Here is an 18,329-nt window from a genome sequence, read left to right on the forward strand (position 1 = left end):
TAACATATCTTCCATTTTTCTTTATTCTTCCGTTAATTTCTCAGATTGAGATCCGATAAACGGAATTCTTGGGGCAAGGAAATACCCGGTTAAACTGGCAAACAAGATCGGGACAAAATAAGTAAATCCGGTCAGGGTTCCCAAAATAATTGTTGTACTCATCGGTGTTCTTGTCACACAGGCATTGATGGCTGCCATACAGCTTACAATAGCTAAAGTGGTATCTACAGAGGGGAATAGAGTGTGGATAATCAACCCCAGCGTTGTTCCTACAAAGAACAATGGAATGATAAAACCACCCCTCCATCCTGAAGTTACTGTAATGGCGATCGCCAGAATTTTAAAAACAAGGACTAAAATCAAAAATTTCAATCCGAAATTTCCACCGATCAGCTGATTGATCTCGTTGTGACCAAAATATCTGGTGATCGGAAAATTATAGGCAATAATGCCCAGGATAAGTCCTCCTGTCAAGGTTTTGATGTAAATGGGAACCTTCCTGTATTCAAAAACTTTTTTGAAGAATTTCACCACAAAAATGAAAATCCACCCAAAAAAAGTTCCTACAGCTCCGAACAATGTCGCATATAAAAAATCATATACTCCTGTATAATGATAAGCCTTCAGGTCCCAGGTTGCCCCGATTCCTAAATGAATAATCAATGCAAACATCAGATAACTGAAGCAGCTTGCCACCAAAGCCGGAATAATCGCTTTATAATATTCCACAGCATGTTTGTGATGCAGGATTTCGAGGGAGAAAAGACTTCCGCCAAGCGGTGCACCGAATAATGCGGTAAAGCCTGAAGCCATTCCGGCGATACTCAAGGAACGCAATTCTTCTCCTTTCAATCTGAAAATTTTTCCAAGGTAAGTTCCTGTAGAACCTGTTACCTGTACCAAAGGAGCTTCCGGTCCTAAACCTCCTCCTGATGCCACACAAAACAGCGAGGATAAAATCATGGAAGGATTATTCTTCGGATCCAGTTTTCCTTTATTGAATCTGATATTATTAACAATCAGGTGAATTTCTCCGGGATCGCCGATAAAATGAATTACCAGACCAGCCAGCAAGCCGCAGATGGCCATGGTTGGAATTACCTGCCACCCTTGAAATTCAGCCAGAAACTCTGTAAAATGTTCTAAAACAATCCAATATCCACCGGCAATAATACCTCCTACCAGACCTGTAACAGCCCACATAAAAAAAGTACGGCTAAACACAAACGGATTAAATCTGATAGGTTGATCTAAAAGATTAAATGTTCGTATTAACCGTCTTCTTCTATTAATTTTCATTATTTAGATCTTATTTTTAGCAAAATAAAGAATAAGCATTCCCCAGCTTAAGATCATCATCAATCCTCCCAGCGGCGTGATAGGCCCCAGAAATTTCAGATTCACTCCCAGATAATCCTGCATGCTCAGGAAATAGATGCTCACTGAGAATAATAATGTTCCTGCAATCATTAAAATGGAAGTCCATCTCTCCGCAGAAGTTTCAAATTTCAAGATACACCCGATGATCAGCAGAAAAAATGCCGCGTACATCTGGTATCTTACTCCTGTTTCAAAACTCTCCAGTCTTTCTACAGCTAATATTTTCTTTAAAGCGTGTGCCCCGAAAGCACCAAGGATTACAGAAACCATTCCGTAAACTGCTCCAAAAATCAAAGTAATTGTTTTCATTTTATAACTCTTCTAATTCTAGGGTTAATTTCTTTTTTGTTTTAAGATCCTGCCATGTACCGGTAATTTTATTACCGTCCATTTCCGCTTCTACCAAGGCTCTTCGAATCCATTGACTTGTGGCATCATCATAATGGTCATTCTCAACAATGGAAATATGCTGACCTTTCAATTGCCCGTCCCATTTGATCAGCTTTTTACTCTTATCATACCAATACCCGGCCTGAAACGTACTGACTCCGGATTTATCTTCTGCAGGATAAAAGCGGCTGATAAAAACAGTCACCGGATATTTTCCATCTATTTTTCCTTTATATAATTTATTTCTGAAACTTGTTGTATTGACTTGCTCAGAGCCGGAAATCAGTTTTTTAGCATAAGGGCTCCAGTGCTTATCAAGATCTTTATATGGAATTACAATTTCATGACTATCCAGCTCATCCAGGGCTCTGCTTGCATGATTAGAGCATCTTCCGGCCACAAAAGTTAATTTATCTTTTCCAAAAAAGTATCTGATATACTCCAACGTATGACCTGTAAAACAGTCTTCGTAAATAGCAATCTGATCTTTCACTTCTTCCGTAGGATTTTTTTCGGCTCTCAGCTTGACGAGAAAATCAGAAATTCTTTTCTTTACTCCTTTCTGAATGATTCCTTCAACAATTTTCACTGAATTGGGTTGAAATAAATCTTCGGCATTGATGAAATTTCCTGTTCTCAGATCAAAGTTTTTCCAGACCGCAAAATTTTCAGGATAGGCACCTGTAGCTTCGCCATCCATTCCGATCGTCAAAATATTTTTTGGGGATTCAATCTTTTTCCAACTGTTAAAATAAATATAGTTGGAATAAGAAGTCGTTCCGGTAGAAACCAGCTTGGAAGGGCTTACGGGTGATCCCGGAACATATTCAAGTTCGTTTACCTGAAGAAAAGTATTGATCTTTTTCTCTACATCTGGATGATCCGGATAGGAGATTACCGGAAACACAAAATCTTCTGTTTTAGGCGGCAAATCACTAATTTTCACATTTTTCTGCTGCGAAAAACTGAGTCCGGAAATCAATAGAAAAACTGCAATACTTTTTTTCACTATTTTGATTTTAGGTATATTAAAATAAATTTAGCTACCAATGTGGAAATTCCCAGTATGATAAACATATTGGCAAATCTTTTGGAACTTCTGAACCCTTCATTATTGGTTTTCTTTAAAAAGAATCCAAAAAGAAGGAACACAATTGGCAAAATGATCTGTAGCATTAGTTTCCTCTCATTCTGTTAAATTCATTGATCACCTCATGGTGGCTCACTGTTTTATCTTTGAAGTAGGTCACGAAATGTTGTTTTTCCTCTTCAGTAGCTCCTAATTGATTGAGAATATTTAGAAGGTGCATCTTCATATGCCCTTTCTGGATCCCGGTGGTGACCAGAGAACGTAATGCTCCGAAATTCTGGGCAAGTCCTGACACTGCTAAAATGCTCATCAACTCCTGTGCTGAAGGTTTTCCGAGAAGCGCAAGAGAGAATTTTACCAATGGGTGAAGATTTGTCAATCCACCGACTACTCCTACAGAGATAGGAAGATCGATCCAGAATCTGAACACTCCGTTATCTGTGGTGCAATGTGTCAGTGATCTGTATTGTCCGTCTCTTGCTGCATAGGCATGGGCGCAGGCTTCCGTTGCCCTGAAGTCGTTTCCGGTAGCGATTACTACTGCGTCTACTCCATTCATAACGCCTTTGTTGTGTGTTGTTGCACGGTAAGGTTCAATTTCTGCGATGGTGACGGCCTGTTTGAATTTTGCTGCAAATTCTTCAGGGGAAATACCGCTATCATCTTTTAAATCCTCCATTTTACAGGAAACCTCAGCTCTTACGATACAGTCAGGAGTAAAATTGGAAAGGATATTCATCACGATCTGCAATGAGTTTTTTTCTTCCTGAGTAAAATCTTCACTCGTTGCTACTTCCTGTCTCAGGGTTTTTCCAAACTGTTCAAGACATGAGTTGATAAAATTGGCTCCCATGGAGTCTACTGTATCAAAGCTGGCCTTTAACTGATAATAATTCGGCATTTCTGATGTTTTATCGACCAGGCTGATGTTCAGAATACCACCACCACGTTTTCTCATATTCGAGGTGATGTCTTCCGTAGTCTCCAGTAATTTTTTCTTTAAACTGAAATTAAAGAAATGCAATAATTTGTGCGGTTCCACATTGAAAATAAAGTGGGTATGCCCTAATTTTTCGGTATTGATAATGGTAGTTTTAAAACCACCTTTATCGATCCAGAATTTTGCAGCTTTGGAAGCTGCTGCCACTACGGAACTTTCTTCGACAGCCATTGGAAGAGCCAATAGTTTTCCGTCAATTAAAAAATTCGGTGCAATTCCATAAGGCATATAAAAATTGGAGATGGTATTTTCAGAAAACTCCTCATGAAGTTTCTGAAGATCTGCATCATCGTTCCAATATTGTTTCAATATATTTTGGTATTCCTTATTTCCTTCAAGATATTCGTTTACGAGCCAGTCGATTTTCCCCTGCTTTGGAAGCTTGGAAAAACCTTCGATTGGTTTATGATTCATGATATAAACTTTAATGAGCCGTAAATATAATGATTTTGAGACTCTTTTTTGTTGATAACTTCCATGAAAAAAGCTTGACTTTTATCAATTTTGGAACTAAATTTGAACACAATATAAAATACAGTACGATACAAATAATATCAAACATTTTATCTGATGAACTTTGAACGCCTTAAAGAAAAACTCGAAATCCTTGCAGACGCAGCAAAGTACGATGTATCGTGCTCTTCAAGCGGCGGGACAAGGAAGAACAAAAAAGGGGGTTTGGGTGATAGCTCTGTAAGCGGAATCTGCCACACCTATACAGAAGATGGAAGATGTGTTTCTTTGCTTAAAATTCTATTGACCAATCATTGCATTTACGATTGTGCGTATTGTGTATCGAGAAGTTCAAATGATATTAAAAGAGCGGCATTCACCGTGGAAGAGGTAGTTGATCTTACTATAAATTTTTACCGTAGAAATTATATCGAAGGATTATTTCTAAGTTCAGGAATTTTCAAAAATGCAGATACAACCATGGAGCGACTGGTGCGGGTGGCCAAAAAACTTCGCCTTGAAGAAAATTTCAATGGGTATATTCATCTGAAATCAATTCCGGGAGCGAGTGATGAGCTGATGCAGGAAGCTGCCCTGTATGCAGACCGGTTGTCCGTTAACCTTGAAATCCCCACCGAAAGCGGGTTAAAATTACTGGCTCCTGAGAAAAACAGGGAAGATATGCTGAATCCGATGCGTTATATTCAGAAAGGGATCATTCAATATGAAGATGAGAAGAAAATTTTGAAAAAAGTTCCCAAATTTGCTCCGGCTGGACAATCTACGCAGATGATTGTAGGGGCTACGAATGAAAATGACCTGCAGATTATCAAAGTGGCTGATCACTTTTATAAAAATTTTAATCTGAAAAGAGTGTATTATTCAGGATATGTTCCTGTTTTGGAAGATAAAAGGCTTCCTTCTCTTACTACCGAAGTTCCGATGCTTCGTGAAAACAGATTGTATCAGTCGGACTGGCTGATGAGATTTTACGGTTTTAAGGCAGAAGAAATTCTAGATCCTCATATTCCTTTTCTTGATCTGGAAGTGGATCCGAAATTAAGCTGGGCACTGCGACACCTGGATCAGTTTCCGGTAAATATTCAAACGGCGGATTATCGGATGATCTTAAGAATTCCGGGAATTGGTGTAAAATCTGCACAAAAAATTATCAGTGCGAGACGTTTTCAGGTTTTAAGCATCGATCATTTAAAACAGTTGGGCGCAGCAGTAAACCGGGCCAAATATTTTATTGATTTTACCGCAGGAAATGCCTATTTACGATATTTAACAGATAAAAATTTCAGAAAACTCTTGGTAGGAGGAAGTTCTTCAAAGTTTCACAACCAATTCTCACAACAATTGAGTTTATTTTGATTTAAACTGAATATATGACAAACCTGCTCTACGACGGAAGTTTTGACGGCCTTTTTACAGCAATATTTGAAGTTTTCGAATATCGCTATCGTGATGCGGAGATAGTGAGCAGACAAAAATTTCATCAGGAAAATATTTTCGCAGAAATTCATGAGGTCATTACCCAGCCCGAAAAATCAGAAAGAGTTTTGCATAAGCTGGAACAAGACATCGGCAAACGTGGCATTCATCAACTTTTAAAAGTTTTTTTGTCTGAAGATCCGGAATCGGAAAGATTAACCTTATCCGTTGTAAGGAAATTGGTAAATCAACCAGGAATAAACATTCTTGAAAACTTTGCTGATCCTGATATTTTAAAAATTTCAAAAATCTGCAAGTCCGTCGATCGTGAAAGGCATAGAATGACAGCTTTTGTTCGGTTCGAGAAAATGCAGGATGGTATATTTTTTTCACAGATAGACCCCGACTTTAATGTTTTACCATTAATCAGAAAACATTTTAAGGACCGTTATCAGGACCAGAAATGGATGATCTACGATCTGCGCAGAAATTACGGAATTCTCTATGACCTTGAAAACTGCGACTTCTTTTATCCCGATGGACAACTGGATCTGAATCATTATCAACAAAAATTTCATGATGATGAAAAAAATTATCAGGTATTGTGGCAACGGTACTTCACCAAAACAAATATTGTTGAAAGAAAAAATTTAAAACTTCATGTTCAGCACGTTCCAAAACGGTATTGGAAATATCTGACGGAGAAATGGTAGTTTTTTATTTCTTCCGAAAATAAGTCTCGAACCCATAACCTTATTAGAGATAACATTTTGAGTAAATACGGAGAAAATTGTCATATTGTGGATAACTTTTTTCTTATTAATTAAAAACATGTCTTCTAAAAATGCTTCTGTTATTAATATTACATAACATATTAATTATCATCTGTTTGTAATAACCCACAATCTACATTTCGATATTGTGGATAACTTTTTTCATTGAATTAGGTATTCCGATCATTCATAAAGCAGCATTACAAGGGCTTTTTGTAAGATACTAATATCAAGAATGATACAGTAAAAAATATTTAAAAGATGATATTGTGGATAACTTTTTACTACAGATGACACAGATTTGCACAGGTATTTTTTTAAAAAAAGAAAGATGTGACTCTCAACAATTATTTTTTTTCTAAAATTTCATTGCCTACTAATGTCACGAGTTTGCACGAAATTTTATTTTTAAAATCACTAACAAGTCATCAAAACTCATATTGTGGATAACTTTTTTTTCATTACTCATGATCTGATCTTGCTGAAGCAGCTTGTACAATTATTTTACATAGAAAATTATGTCTCAAGTATTTACAATCCACATAATCCGACATACTGATATTGTGGATAACTTTTTCGTTGCAAAATGATCATATTATGTTGGAAAAATGCCCTGTCTAAAGGTTCTATATAACCGTCTTATTATCAACAGGCTGCCAGGAAAAAGGTTTTAGAAAACACAATATTGTGGATAACTTTTCATTTCCGGATTGTCCGTAAAGCTTTTTTAACAATATACTTTGTTTCTCTCGTTGGACTTTCTTTAAGCCATTCATCACAGACCTCAATGACAAATTCAGGTTGTGACTTGCTCGCGTCATTAAGCCAGTTCCCAACGCTATCCTGGACATATCTCGATTCATCCGAACGCAGTGGTTCTAAAATATCCAGTCCCAGTCCCGGATTTTGTTTCAGTTCAGCTATATGTTCACACCATACTCCGCGAGGCCTGGTACATTCGCTGGCAAAGCGCCGTACGTACTCATTTTTGTGAGCAGTCCATTCCGATAAAATCGCTATTGACGCGGAAATATTTTTTGCGATATCGGGACGCAGTGTCATCCAACTTATTTCTCTCACTCCGAAATGTTGATCGGAGGCAAAGCTTTGTATTCTTAGAAACCTTTCTTTGAGACTCAGTGTATTATTTCTTCCGATCATGTATGCAGCCCAGCAACGAACCAGATCTGATTGGTGAACAGAAAGCTCTGATACCAATCCTTCGTCTTTATTTTTAATAACCAAATCGAGAATCCCTGTTCCTATTGCCTCATTAACCGTATTGACAGTCTGTTTTTTCAATCCGTCTACTTTTTTTAAGACAGGTTTCAGATATTCTTCCCTATGATGCTCAAGAAGCAAATTTTCCAGCAGCAGTTTCTGGTCCACAGCCAGCCATTCTGTAAGATTGGCGGTTTCAATCTCACCTTTATTCAGTTGGTGCAAAATTTCTGTAGGTATGTCTTTTACAGAACGTGCTCCTTTTCTCTTTTCGGTCATAATGCTTGTATTAATTCTTCCACATTCAATCGGTTCATGTAATTTACATCTAAAAATTTATAGGTAACCATTTTATTTTCATCGACCACAAAAACAGCAGGAACAGGTAAACTGTTTTCTTCATTATTATTAAAATCAGAAAGTCTGATGCCTAAATTTTGGTAGTGAGACAGCACGAAATCCTGTAATTGAAAGACTATTCCCAACTTTTTAGCAAATTCATTATTGTGGTCTGTTAATACTTCAAATTTTAAGTTATTTTTTTCAATCATATTGAGAGAATGATCGGGACCTTGAGGAGAAATGGCCAGCAGAACAGCATTTTTAGCTTTGATTTCAGAAAGATGATCCTGTAAAAACTTCAGCTCCAGATGACAATATGGACACCAGCTTCCTCTGTAAAAAGCCATAATCATTTTCCCGTTTTTAAGGATATCTTTTGAATGAATTGTCCTGCCGAAGACATTAGGCAGAGAAAACTCTGGCATCAGGTCTCCGGTCCGGATACTGATTTCTTCTATGTTTTTTGTCTTTATTTCTTCGATCGATTGTTCAAAAGCTTCGAGAACCTCCTGTGGAAGTTGTGAAAAGAGGTCTTGATTCAACTGATCAATTTGGGTGGCCAGGGTGTGCAATGTTTTTTTATTTATTATTTTTACAAAGTTCTAAAAGCCTTTAGAAACAGGCAATACCGCATATTTTTACCCCATAGGGATAAAAAAGTCAATTTTATGGAAACAAAGGGAAGAGCAGAGGAAAATAAAATTTGCCCGTTAGAAATAGCGGTGAATACAATCAGTGGAAAGTGGAAAATTCCTATCGTTTGGCAGATTAACGAAGGAAAAAAGCGTCCCAGTGAATTTCTTCGTGGGATCGCTAAGGTGGACCGCAGAGTCCTCAACCAACAGCTTACAGAAATGGTAGAAGACGGTATTCTTGGAAAACAGTCATTTAACGAACTGCCTCCACGGGTTGAATACAGTCTTACCCCACTTGGAAAGCAACTTGTCGGGATTCTATGGCAGTTGAATGATTGGGGAAAACTTTTAATTCCTGGTGAAGAAAAACATCCGGAAAAGGATCATTAACTCCCGGTTAAAGCAGATCGTCTTATTTTTTATATAACTTATAGATGACAGGATAACCCGTTCGGTGTTATTTTGAGAAAAAAAATTGATATAAAATATCAGTAAAAAATGTAAAAAAATTTTGTCATAGTTTACAGATTAAAAGGAGTGAATAATTTCATACATACAGCTATTATCTCGGTATGATACAGCAAATTATGAATTTACATTGAGTTCTATTTACAATATTCATTATATATTCTATCAGCGATTAAAAAATTTAAACAAACAACTCTTGTAATTATCTCAATATATGGCTTTAAATCTTTATCTTTTGTCATCAAAATCCACATCCATGAAAAAAATTATTGTGAGTGTAGTGTCAGGCATATCTATTCTGAGTTGTACCAAGGATACCTTATCATCAAATACAAGCCGGCCACAAGCCAGGGATTTAGTTTCCGAAAATCATGTACAGATCAATAAGGATAAAAATACGATCAGGGAAAGGTTTGATCCTCCCAATGATTATAATTGGGTTAATGAGAAACCGGATTCTTTTGGGTATTTTATTGAAAATTTTAAACTAAAACCTTATGGAAGCCAGATTCTGCGATATGACGGAACGCCTATCTCTGCGCAACATCTGCACGAAGCGGTTTTTGATATTGACACAGGAAATAAAGATTTACAACAATGTGCTGATGCAGTTATTCGTCTGAGAGCCGAGTATTTATATACTATCAAAAAATCTGATGAAATCAAATTTCATTTTACCAGTGGAGATTTGCTCAGCTGGAACGATTATAAAAACGGAACCAGAGCTTTTGTTAACGGACATTCCGTAAGCTTCAGAAAAACGATGAGCTTTGATGATTCTTATGAAAATTTCAGGAATTATCTTGATCTCATCTTTACTTATGCGGGGACTATTTCATTAAATAAGGAGACCAAACCGATCAATAAAAAAGAAGATTTAAAGACCGGAGATATACTGATTACTCCTGGAAGCCCGGGCCATGTGGTATTTGTTGCAGGCGTTTGTAAAAATCCAAAAGGCGACAGATTATTTCTATTAGGAGAAGGTTTCACTCCGGCTCAGTCTATTCATCTGCTTTCCAACCCATTCAGTAAAAAAAAATCGCCCTGGTACGATCTGAATATCAACGCTCCGGAGACCAAAACTGCGCGCTATATTTTTAAACCGACAAACTTCAGAAGCTTTTAATTGTTTATATTCAAAACAATTGGAAACTTACTGCTATAATCTGAACTTGTTTTTGTAAATTTGTGTTCGTAATTTTTTACTAGATGAAAGAAAGTGCTGTAAAAAAGATTGCAGTTCTTACTTCAGGAGGAGACTCCCCAGGTATGAATGCTGCATTAAGAGCGGTAGTAAGAACCGCCAACTACTATAATATCGAATGCTATGGAGTAAGGGAAGGCTACAATGGCCTTATCAACAACGATTTCCTTAAAATGGGAGCCCGTTCCGTAAAAAATATAATCAACCAGGGTGGAACGATTCTAAAGTCTGCCAGATCTGCTGAATTCAGAACAAAAGAAGGACGTCAGAAAGCTTACGACAACTGTGTAAAGCTTGGAATAGACGGATTGGTATGTATTGGTGGGGACGGTACATTTACCGGTGCCAAAATTTTCAATGAAGAATTCGGAATCAGAGTGATTGGAATTCCGGGAACGATCGACAACGATATTTTTGGGACAGATAATACCATTGGGTATGACACTGCTTTGAATACTGCCATGGATGCAATTGATAAAATCCGTGATACCGCAACTTCTCACAACAGAGTTTTCTTTGTAGAGGTAATGGGCCGTGATGCAGGTTTTATTGCACTGAACAGCGGATTGGCTGCAGGTGCTCTAGATATCCTGATTCCTGAGAAAAAAGACAGCATTGATGAGCTTTTCGCCAAATTCAGAAATGCTGAAAAAACAGGAAAAGCTTCAAGTATTGTAGTGGTAGCGGAAGGTGAAAAATTAGCCAACGTTTACGAACTTGCGGAAAAAACAAAAAAGACCTTTCCTGATTATGACATCCGTGTAGCCATTTTGGGGCATATGCAAAGAGGAGGTTCTCCGAGCTGTGCAGACAGAGTTCTGGCGAGCAGACTGGGCTACGGTGCAGTAACGGGATTGATGGAAGGACAAACCAATGTAATGGCAGGAATGCGTTCCAATGACTTGACGTACACACCGATAGAAGAAGCCATTAAAAAACATAATGAAATCAATAAAGACCTTTTGCTGATTTCAGAAATTTTAGCACTCTAAATTATTTTTTAAATCTAATAAAAACAAAGTATTATGTCAACAATTAAAGTAGGTATCAACGGTTTTGGTAGAATTGGACGTCTTGTTTTCAGAGCAATGACTGAAAGAGACAACATTGAAGTTGTAGGAATCAATGACCTAATCAATGCAGAATACATGGCTTACATGTTAAAATATGACTCTGTACATGGTATTTTCCCAGGTGAAGTTTCTGTAGAAGGAAATGATCTTGTCGTTAACGGAAAAAGAATCAGAGTAACTGCAGAAAGAGATCCTAACAACCTAAAATGGAACGAGATCGGTGCTGACTATATCGTAGAATCTACAGGTCTTTTCTTATCTAAAGATACTGCTCAGGCTCACATCAATGCGGGAGCAAAGAAAGTAATCCTTTCTGCCCCTTCTAAAGATGATACTCCAATGTTTGTAATGGGGGTAAACCACAAGGAACTTACCGATGATATCAAAATTTTATCAAACGCTTCTTGTACTACCAACTGTTTAGCTCCTTTAGCTAAAGTAATCCATGACAAATTCGGAATCGTAGAAGGTTTAATGACAACGGTACACGCTACAACAGCAACTCAAAAGACGGTTGACGGTCCTTCAGTAAAAGACTGGAGAGGAGGTAGAGCTGCCCTAAACAATATCATCCCTTCTTCTACAGGTGCTGCGAAAGCGGTAGGAAAAGTAATCCCTTCACTAAACGGAAAATTAACAGGTATGTCTTTCAGAGTACCGACTGTTGACGTTTCTGTAGTTGACCTTACAGTAAGATTGGAAAAAGCGACTTCTTATGATGAGATCTGTGCTGCAATCAAAGAAGCATCTGAAGGTGAATTGAAAGGTATCCTAGGATACACTGAAGATGCAGTAGTATCTCAGGACTTCGTTGGAGATAAGAGAACTTCTATCTTCGATAAAGATGCTGGTATCATGCTTTCTCCTAACTTTGTAAAACTTGTTTCTTGGTATGATAACGAAATGGGGTATTCAAACAAGTTAGTTGATATGCTTGTACACGCTGCTTCTTTATAGTGAGTAAATAAATAATCAGTAATAAGTAATATAAAACCTTCCCGATGGGAAGGTTTTTTTATAAATATTCATTTATTTGGAGAACGGGGTTCCTACCACAATTGAACTTCCCCACCTCCATGCATAATATAATTGTTGTAAATCCTGTTCATAAGTACCACAACTGGAAGGATCACTTATAACCACCCTTCCTGAAGTTGGTGAAATACCCTGCAACATAATAAAATGCCCTACTGTAGGATTGCCGCTTGGGTTTACAAATGCAATCAATTTCCATCCGGATAATAGAGTATTATACAATTGTTGGGGAGTCGCCGGATAGGTAACATTCCAGGCATTAAAATTATAAGAAGACAGTATAGCAATTACCTCTTCACTTCGTGCAGGCCTGTTCTGCGGCCATCCTGTAAGACGGGAAACAATTTGAGACTGAGTTTGACTGACTCCGGCTTGTCCAAGTGCGCTTTGAATGCAAGCTGCCCAGCACCACATTGTGGCTTCCTGACAATATATCTGAGCTTTTGTAATTCCTATCGAGCAAAACAAAAACAATACTAGTAATCTTGTTTTCATGATTATTTATTTTTAAGATTAAAGTTTTTTATAAGCACATATCCTTCATAGAGCGATGTAACATTAAATGTTTCTGGTTACCAATTCCGAATAAATCTACAACAGTTTTCTATCAGATAAAATACCGCAATAGGGTGATTTTTAACATATTTTGAGTAATTTTATGAAAACATCAACCATGAATAAAAAATATCTGACTCACGCTAAAAAGCCTCATCCCCTCATCAAGGTATGGAACAACTATCCTGAAATATTACAAAATGACAACAGGATTTTGCCAATTCCTTCTATCCAGGAAATCATTGGGGAAGTTTTTTCCCCCGGCAGGTTTTACTATTATGTCATTAACTTTTCTGACAGCACTTTATTTTGTCCTCATGATAGTATTTTAACATTGCATGGATTTAAGAAATACCCTGTCCATCTTAAAGAAATCATAGATCTCATACATCCCGAGGATCTTGAGTTTGTGGTGGAAGCAGAAAAAATGTCCATAGAAAAAATGAAAGAAATTGACGGCTTTGATTACCAACAGGAGCTTAAAACCAGTTATTGTTTCAGGATGAGAACTGCCAAAGGGAATTATGAGCTCTTTCATCATCAGGCACTACATACATATAAGGATGAAAATGGCAAGCTAATGCAGGCAATTAATATTCATACGAATATTGAACATATTACCCATCAAAATTCTTACACGGTAATTGTTTCCGGCATTAACGGGCGTGAAGATTTCCATCAGATGCAATGGAGTAAACAGAATAAAAAACAAGACCCCCAACCGGTAATGTTTACAAAAAGAGAAGTGGAAATTATTACCTATATCGCCAAAGGTCTTGTAGCAGGAGAAATTTCAAGTCTTTTGAATATTTCTGAAGAAACGGTACGTACCCACAGAAAAAATATCTTAAAAAAATCAAACTGTAAAAATTGTTCTGAGCTTATCAAATTAGCATTTGAGTGCGGATATTTATAATTATTTATGCCTCGTGATGCTGATAAATCTCACCAGTGCATTTCGGTGTAAAACTTGTATTTTTATATACAATGGAACGAACAATATTACAACCGCGGTTTAAAGATGCTGTGCATTTCAAAGACTTTTGGGAAAAAGGCAACGGAAAACAATTGACCCTATTTTCCGGAGCAGAGGTGAGTTTTAAAGACTTTGAAAAATTTGCTACCTTCTTTTATCACATTGATGAAATGGGTGATCAGGTGGTAAAAGATATTTATTTCACAAAAAAATTCTCCGAAGCCTCCAGGGAAATGGAAGGTTATATACGAAACGGCGTTTCTGAGACAGATAACGTTCCTGAAAGTGTAAAAAAATTATTCACCCAAACCCAAAGTCTACCCGAATGGCTTGATTATAAATTATTAAAAAGCGGCGCTGAACTCTGCATGCGAAGCAATCTTGATTCCCTTATTTCATTGAGAGACTATTGTCTGATAGGAGGTTACGATTATGCTTATCTGAATAAACCCCTTATCGTCACAGAGGCATTAAAAAAAGGAGCTGTAAAACGACTTTCGGAAACACTGGATTTCTGGGTGAATGTTACCCGCTATAATGCACTTGAAATTCATGCCAAAGGATATGAATTTGCTGTTAAGACCCGTCTCATCCATTCCTATGCAAGACTTTCTATCAAAAAACATTATAAAGAATGGGATACCGAAAATTGGGGAGAGCCTATCAATTCCTGGGATATGATGGCAACGTATATTGGATTTAGCCTGGTTTTTCTTCACAGTTTACAAAAATTGGGAAATACGTTCTCTAAGGATGAAGAAAAAGGAATTTTTCATCTATGGAAATATGTGGGATATTTGTTAGGAATTCCTGAGCTGCTGCTTCCTGATGATAAAAAACAAGCTACTGAATATTTTTATTTATGGACTTCCGTCCAGCCTCCTGCCGATAAAGATTCCGTTCTCCTCGCTCATTCTCTATTAGATGAATCGCTAGAAAATCCGATTTTAAAATATAAATTTCAGAGGAAAAACCTGAGATATCTTCATATTTGCTGTACCTGGTTTCTACTGGATGATGATGTGTGCAAAAGACTACAGATTCCCGAGGTTCCCAATAGAAAACTATTTCCCAATTCAAAAATACTTTTCAACAAAGCTTATGACAGCCTTGTCAGTCGGGAAGCCAGAATAAAACGAGGAAATAAAGATCAGATGAAAGTATTGGAGGACTATCTGAACATTACAAAAAATTCAAATTTCCACTAATTTTCTGATTGTAAAAATCTAAGGGTGAAAAATTTTTCATGCTTCTTTGGCCAAATTCTGTTTATATATGAAGGTTTAAATTTAGACATATAAGAACAGAGATCTTATAGATAAATTTATTTCAGTATGTGTCGCAGATAAAATCCTTGCCCTTAAGGACATCATAAGAGTAAAAACTTGTGCCTTTTCGATTTCCAATAAATTTTAAATACCACATCTCGCATCTGCTTCGTTATGAATGAGATCACTAGTAAAATTTTATCATTTTTTAACTCTAAAAACAACTTTCAAAGACAAATAATATTAGTATTTGATCTTTAAATTATGTATTTTTGAGAAATTATATTAATAGAGATGAGTAACATTGATGATAAGAAAAAAGCACTGGCATTGGTGCTTGATAAGTTAGATAAAACATACGGAAAGGGAACGGTAATGACTTTAGGTGATGAATCTATAGACAATACGGTAGAAGTAATTCCTTCGGGTTCTTTAGGATTAGATATCGCATTAGGTATAGGAGGATATCCGAAAGGGAGAATCATTGAAATCTATGGTCCTGAATCTTCCGGTAAAACAACTTTAACACTTCATGCGATTGCTGAAGCTCAGAAAGCAGGTGGTATTGCTGCATTCATTGATGCAGAGCACGCTTTCGACAGAACATATGCTGCAAAATTAGGAATCGATTTGGAAAACCTTATCATTTCTCAACCGGATAACGGAGAGCAGGCTTTGGAAATTGCCGATAACCTGATCCGTTCAGGAGCTATTGATATCGTAGTCATTGACTCTGTAGCAGCACTTACACCAAAAGCAGAGATTGAAGGAGAAATGGGAGATTCTAAAATGGGTCTTCACGCAAGATTAATGTCTCAGGCATTAAGAAAGCTTACTGCAACTATTTCAAGAACGAAATGTACGGTGATCTTTATCAACCAGCTGAGAGAAAAAATCGGTGTAATGTTCGGAAACCCAGAGACAACTACCGGAGGTAACGCTCTTAAATTCTACGCTTCTGTAAGAATTGATATCAGAAAAGCAAGTGCTCCAATCAAAAATGGAGATGAAGCAATAGGAAGTCGTGTAAAAGTGAAAATTGTGAAAAACAAAGTAGCTCCACCATTCAAGATGGCTGAATTTGATATTATGTACGGAGAAGGGGTTTCTAAAGTAGGAGAAATTCTTGATACCGCAGTAGATATGGGAATTGTAAAGAAAAGCGGTTCATGGTTCAGCTATGAAGAATCTAAACTGGGTCAGGGACGTGATGCCGTAAAAGATGTTTTAAAAGATAATCCTGAACTTTCTGAGGAATTAGAAAACAAAATTAAGGAAGAATTGAAAAACAAATAGGTTTTCAAAAAATAATAAAAAGGCAATCTCAGGATTGTCTTTTTTGTTGCTGTATTATGTACTCAGGAATAAAAATGAGACGATCCTTTTGGAACCGTCTCGTTTTATTTTTAGTATGATACTGTTATGAGTCTGCAATTTTACCCTGCAATTGTAAAGCTCCGATAAGTTTCATTCCTTTGGTTAAAGTCTCAAATCTCATATTCTCTTTATTTACAAAAGCATCAATAGTAAAGAAATCTTCATTCTCTCCGTTTGTGAGTAATTTCAGTTTCAGAATATATCCTTTTACACTTCCGTCTTCAAGCAATTCGGTTTCTCTGAAATCGATCAGTTGACCAATAAAATCAAAGCATGCATAATTAGGCAGGTCCTGACTTGGAGCATAGGTCGTAAAGTCCTCGGTCATTTTAGTTCCATCCGGTAATTCGGTATTTTGATTAATTTCAAGGACAAAAACAATTCCACTGATATTAACTTTCAAATGAGGCTGCGTTAAATAGGTGTTTTTGTTCTCCGCATAATCCGTTGCAAAAAACCATACTCCAAAAGAATCTCTGGCCGGACCGGCTACAATGGCATGCAGATCCTGTGCATGCTCCCATTCTCTGATAGATCTTGTTTCAAAATCTAAAGTATAGTCCGTTTTTACTTCAGGAATGATAGTGCTCACTTCATCAGCAAAAATTGTTTTAAACCTTACATCCTTAAATTCCGCTTTGTTCTTATGTTCTCCTGAAGGATCAGGAATTGTAAGAGGGCTCATATATCCTGAATAATCTTTGGTCTGAAAATTTTCGTGCCCAAAAATTCCGCCCCACATATGCGAAAGATTGTGTACATTGGATTTTCTAATGATAATTCCAGCTTCATTGGTTGTTTCAGGAGCCTGAACTCCCTCTGTATTCGGGAAATAATTTTTACCATCAACGAGCTGAGTGTTCATAATCTCATTATTTTCCTCATGGGAAAACTCCGCAAAACCTTTGTAAGTAATATTTTCATTTTCAAAAACGTAAGGCAGACCAACTTGTTTCTTATCTTCACCCTTACAGTGATATGAAAGTGAAATGGCTTTAAATTCTCCCGGTTTCATTGCCGGAGTATGATGGCCATTTTCCTCAAACTGAGAATGGTATAAAATCATATAAGACCTGATCTTCCCTTCATTAAGTTCGTTTTCAAATTTTTCCTCCATTTTTGCAATCGCCTGTTCCGGAGAAAATGCATATGCATCTTCAGTAACTGCATATACAAAGCCTTCTATCTCTCCATTTTCTTTCTCAAAGGCAGAAATCGGAGTGTATTCACCTCTGAGCTGAAGTGCGATAGCATGCACAATGTATTCATTATAAATTTTGATTTTTTCAAACTCCTCATTTATTTTTTTCTCTTGTACAGGTTCTAAAGAAATTGATGGTATTGTTTCTACCATTTCTTCAGTCATTTCCTCTACCTCTGTTTCTGGTTCTGCTACCTCTACATTCGGTGCTTCAAACTGTTGAACCGGGATACTGCTATTCTCCTGTCCGCTATTCTTTTTCTTAAAAAAATCAAAGATTCCCATATTGTTATTATAATTGGCGGTAAATATAATAAAAGCGACGAATTACTGCATCATTTACAAAATGTCATTGTGTCACTTTCTGATGGGATGTTATTTTTGAAAAGTCATTTATCTGAGACTTAATGGGATAAAAGAATCGGCGGAGCCAAAGGCTCCGCCGATT

At 37.0% G+C, this 18,329-nt stretch carries 17 protein-coding genes; 9 read left to right on the forward strand and 8 right to left on the reverse strand.

Features of this window, described 5'->3' with window-relative positions; translation table 11 throughout:
* Positions 1–21: 21 nt before the first annotated feature.
* From M030_RS0112185 to M030_RS0112205, 4 genes are all read right to left on the reverse strand, one after another.
* A complete protein-coding gene (locus M030_RS0112185; protein ID WP_027373754.1) occupies positions 22–1,299 on the reverse strand; it encodes a chloride channel protein in 1,278 nt (425 codons plus the stop codon).
* A gap of 3 nt (positions 1,300–1,302) precedes the next feature.
* The gene (locus tag M030_RS0112190; RefSeq protein ID WP_027373755.1) at positions 1,303–1,689 is read right to left on the reverse strand and encodes a DUF423 domain-containing protein; all 387 of its coding nucleotides are present in this window, start codon (positions 1,687–1,689) and stop codon (positions 1,303–1,305) included.
* Between the two features lies 1 nt (position 1,690).
* Positions 1,691–2,779, reverse strand: coding sequence for a hypothetical protein (locus M030_RS0112195; RefSeq protein ID WP_027373756.1), 1,089 nt, complete (start codon positions 2,777–2,779; stop codon positions 1,691–1,693).
* Between the two features lie 166 nt (positions 2,780–2,945).
* The gene (locus M030_RS0112205) at positions 2,946–4,274 is read right to left on the reverse strand and encodes a hydroxymethylglutaryl-CoA reductase, degradative (RefSeq protein ID WP_027373757.1); all 1,329 of its coding nucleotides are present in this window, start codon (positions 4,272–4,274) and stop codon (positions 2,946–2,948) included.
* Positions 4,275–4,430: 156 nt separating this feature from the next.
* On the opposite strand from M030_RS0112205, the gene M030_RS0112210 reads away from it, so the two are divergent.
* Both M030_RS0112210 and M030_RS0112215 read left to right on the forward strand, forming a co-directional pair.
* Positions 4,431–5,690, forward strand: a complete 1,260-nt coding sequence (locus M030_RS0112210; protein WP_027373758.1) for a putative DNA modification/repair radical SAM protein — start codon at positions 4,431–4,433, stop codon at positions 5,688–5,690.
* 14 nt (positions 5,691–5,704) lie between these two features.
* Complete coding sequence (locus tag M030_RS0112215; protein ID WP_027373759.1) at positions 5,705–6,463, forward strand: TIGR03915 family putative DNA repair protein; 759 nt, start codon at positions 5,705–5,707, stop codon at positions 6,461–6,463.
* Positions 6,464–7,222: 759 nt separating this feature from the next.
* On the opposite strand, the gene M030_RS0112220 is transcribed toward M030_RS0112215, so the two are convergent.
* The gene (locus tag M030_RS0112220; RefSeq protein ID WP_027373760.1) at positions 7,223–8,023 is read right to left on the reverse strand and encodes a DNA alkylation repair protein; all 801 of its coding nucleotides are present in this window, start codon (positions 8,021–8,023) and stop codon (positions 7,223–7,225) included.
* Positions 8,020–8,658 (reverse strand): peroxiredoxin-like family protein, encoded by a 639-nt coding sequence (locus tag M030_RS0112225; RefSeq protein ID WP_027373761.1) that lies wholly within the window; start codon positions 8,656–8,658, stop codon positions 8,020–8,022. Before M030_RS0112225 ends, M030_RS0112220 begins: the two co-directional genes overlap by 4 nt.
* A 96-nt stretch (positions 8,659–8,754) precedes the next feature.
* On the opposite strand from M030_RS0112225, the gene M030_RS0112230 reads away from it, so the two are divergent.
* From M030_RS0112230 to gap, 4 genes are all read left to right on the forward strand, one after another.
* On the forward strand, positions 8,755–9,111 hold the full coding sequence (locus M030_RS0112230) for a winged helix-turn-helix transcriptional regulator (RefSeq protein ID WP_027373762.1): 357 nt from the start codon (positions 8,755–8,757) through the stop codon (positions 9,109–9,111).
* Positions 9,112–9,445: 334 nt separating this feature from the next.
* Positions 9,446–10,318, forward strand: coding sequence for a DUF4846 domain-containing protein (locus M030_RS0112235; RefSeq protein ID WP_027373763.1), 873 nt, complete (start codon positions 9,446–9,448; stop codon positions 10,316–10,318).
* Between the two features lie 83 nt (positions 10,319–10,401).
* Entirely contained in the window at positions 10,402–11,388 is a 987-nt protein-coding gene (gene pfkA / locus M030_RS0112240) for a 6-phosphofructokinase (protein ID WP_027373764.1), read from the forward strand.
* A 33-nt stretch (positions 11,389–11,421) separates the two neighbouring features.
* Positions 11,422–12,426: a type I glyceraldehyde-3-phosphate dehydrogenase gene (gap, locus tag M030_RS0112245; protein WP_027373765.1), complete on the forward strand. Its 1,005-nt coding sequence runs from the start codon at positions 11,422–11,424 to the stop codon at positions 12,424–12,426.
* A gap of 72 nt (positions 12,427–12,498) precedes the next feature.
* On the opposite strand, the gene M030_RS0112250 is transcribed toward gap, so the two are convergent.
* The gene (locus M030_RS0112250) at positions 12,499–12,999 is read right to left on the reverse strand and encodes a papain-like cysteine protease family protein (protein ID WP_081806336.1); all 501 of its coding nucleotides are present in this window, start codon (positions 12,997–12,999) and stop codon (positions 12,499–12,501) included.
* A 178-nt stretch (positions 13,000–13,177) separates the two neighbouring features.
* On the opposite strand from M030_RS0112250, the gene M030_RS0112255 reads away from it, so the two are divergent.
* The 3 genes from M030_RS0112255 to recA all read left to right on the forward strand — a co-directional run bounded on the left by M030_RS0112255 (position 13,178) and on the right by recA (position 16,599).
* Complete coding sequence (locus M030_RS0112255) at positions 13,178–13,975, forward strand: LuxR C-terminal-related transcriptional regulator (RefSeq protein ID WP_027373767.1); 798 nt, start codon at positions 13,178–13,180, stop codon at positions 13,973–13,975.
* A gap of 71 nt (positions 13,976–14,046) precedes the next feature.
* Positions 14,047–15,243, forward strand: a complete 1,197-nt coding sequence (locus M030_RS0112260) for an oxygenase MpaB family protein (RefSeq protein ID WP_027373768.1) — start codon at positions 14,047–14,049, stop codon at positions 15,241–15,243.
* 354 nt (positions 15,244–15,597) lie between these two features.
* Positions 15,598–16,599 carry a recombinase RecA gene (gene recA, locus M030_RS0112265; RefSeq protein WP_027373769.1) on the forward strand — a complete coding sequence of 334 codons (1,002 nt, stop codon included), beginning with the start codon at positions 15,598–15,600 and terminating at the stop codon, positions 16,597–16,599.
* Positions 16,600–16,723: 124 nt separating this feature from the next.
* Here recA and M030_RS0112270 read toward each other — a convergent pair whose 3' ends face one another.
* Positions 16,724–18,166: a hypothetical protein gene (locus tag M030_RS0112270; RefSeq protein WP_027373770.1), complete on the reverse strand. Its 1,443-nt coding sequence runs from the start codon at positions 18,164–18,166 to the stop codon at positions 16,724–16,726.
* Between the last annotated feature and the right edge of the window lie 163 nt (positions 18,167–18,329).

Source organism: Chryseobacterium sp. UNC8MFCol, assembly GCF_000482305.1.
GTDB lineage: Bacteria > Bacteroidota > Bacteroidia > Flavobacteriales > Weeksellaceae > Chryseobacterium > Chryseobacterium indologenes.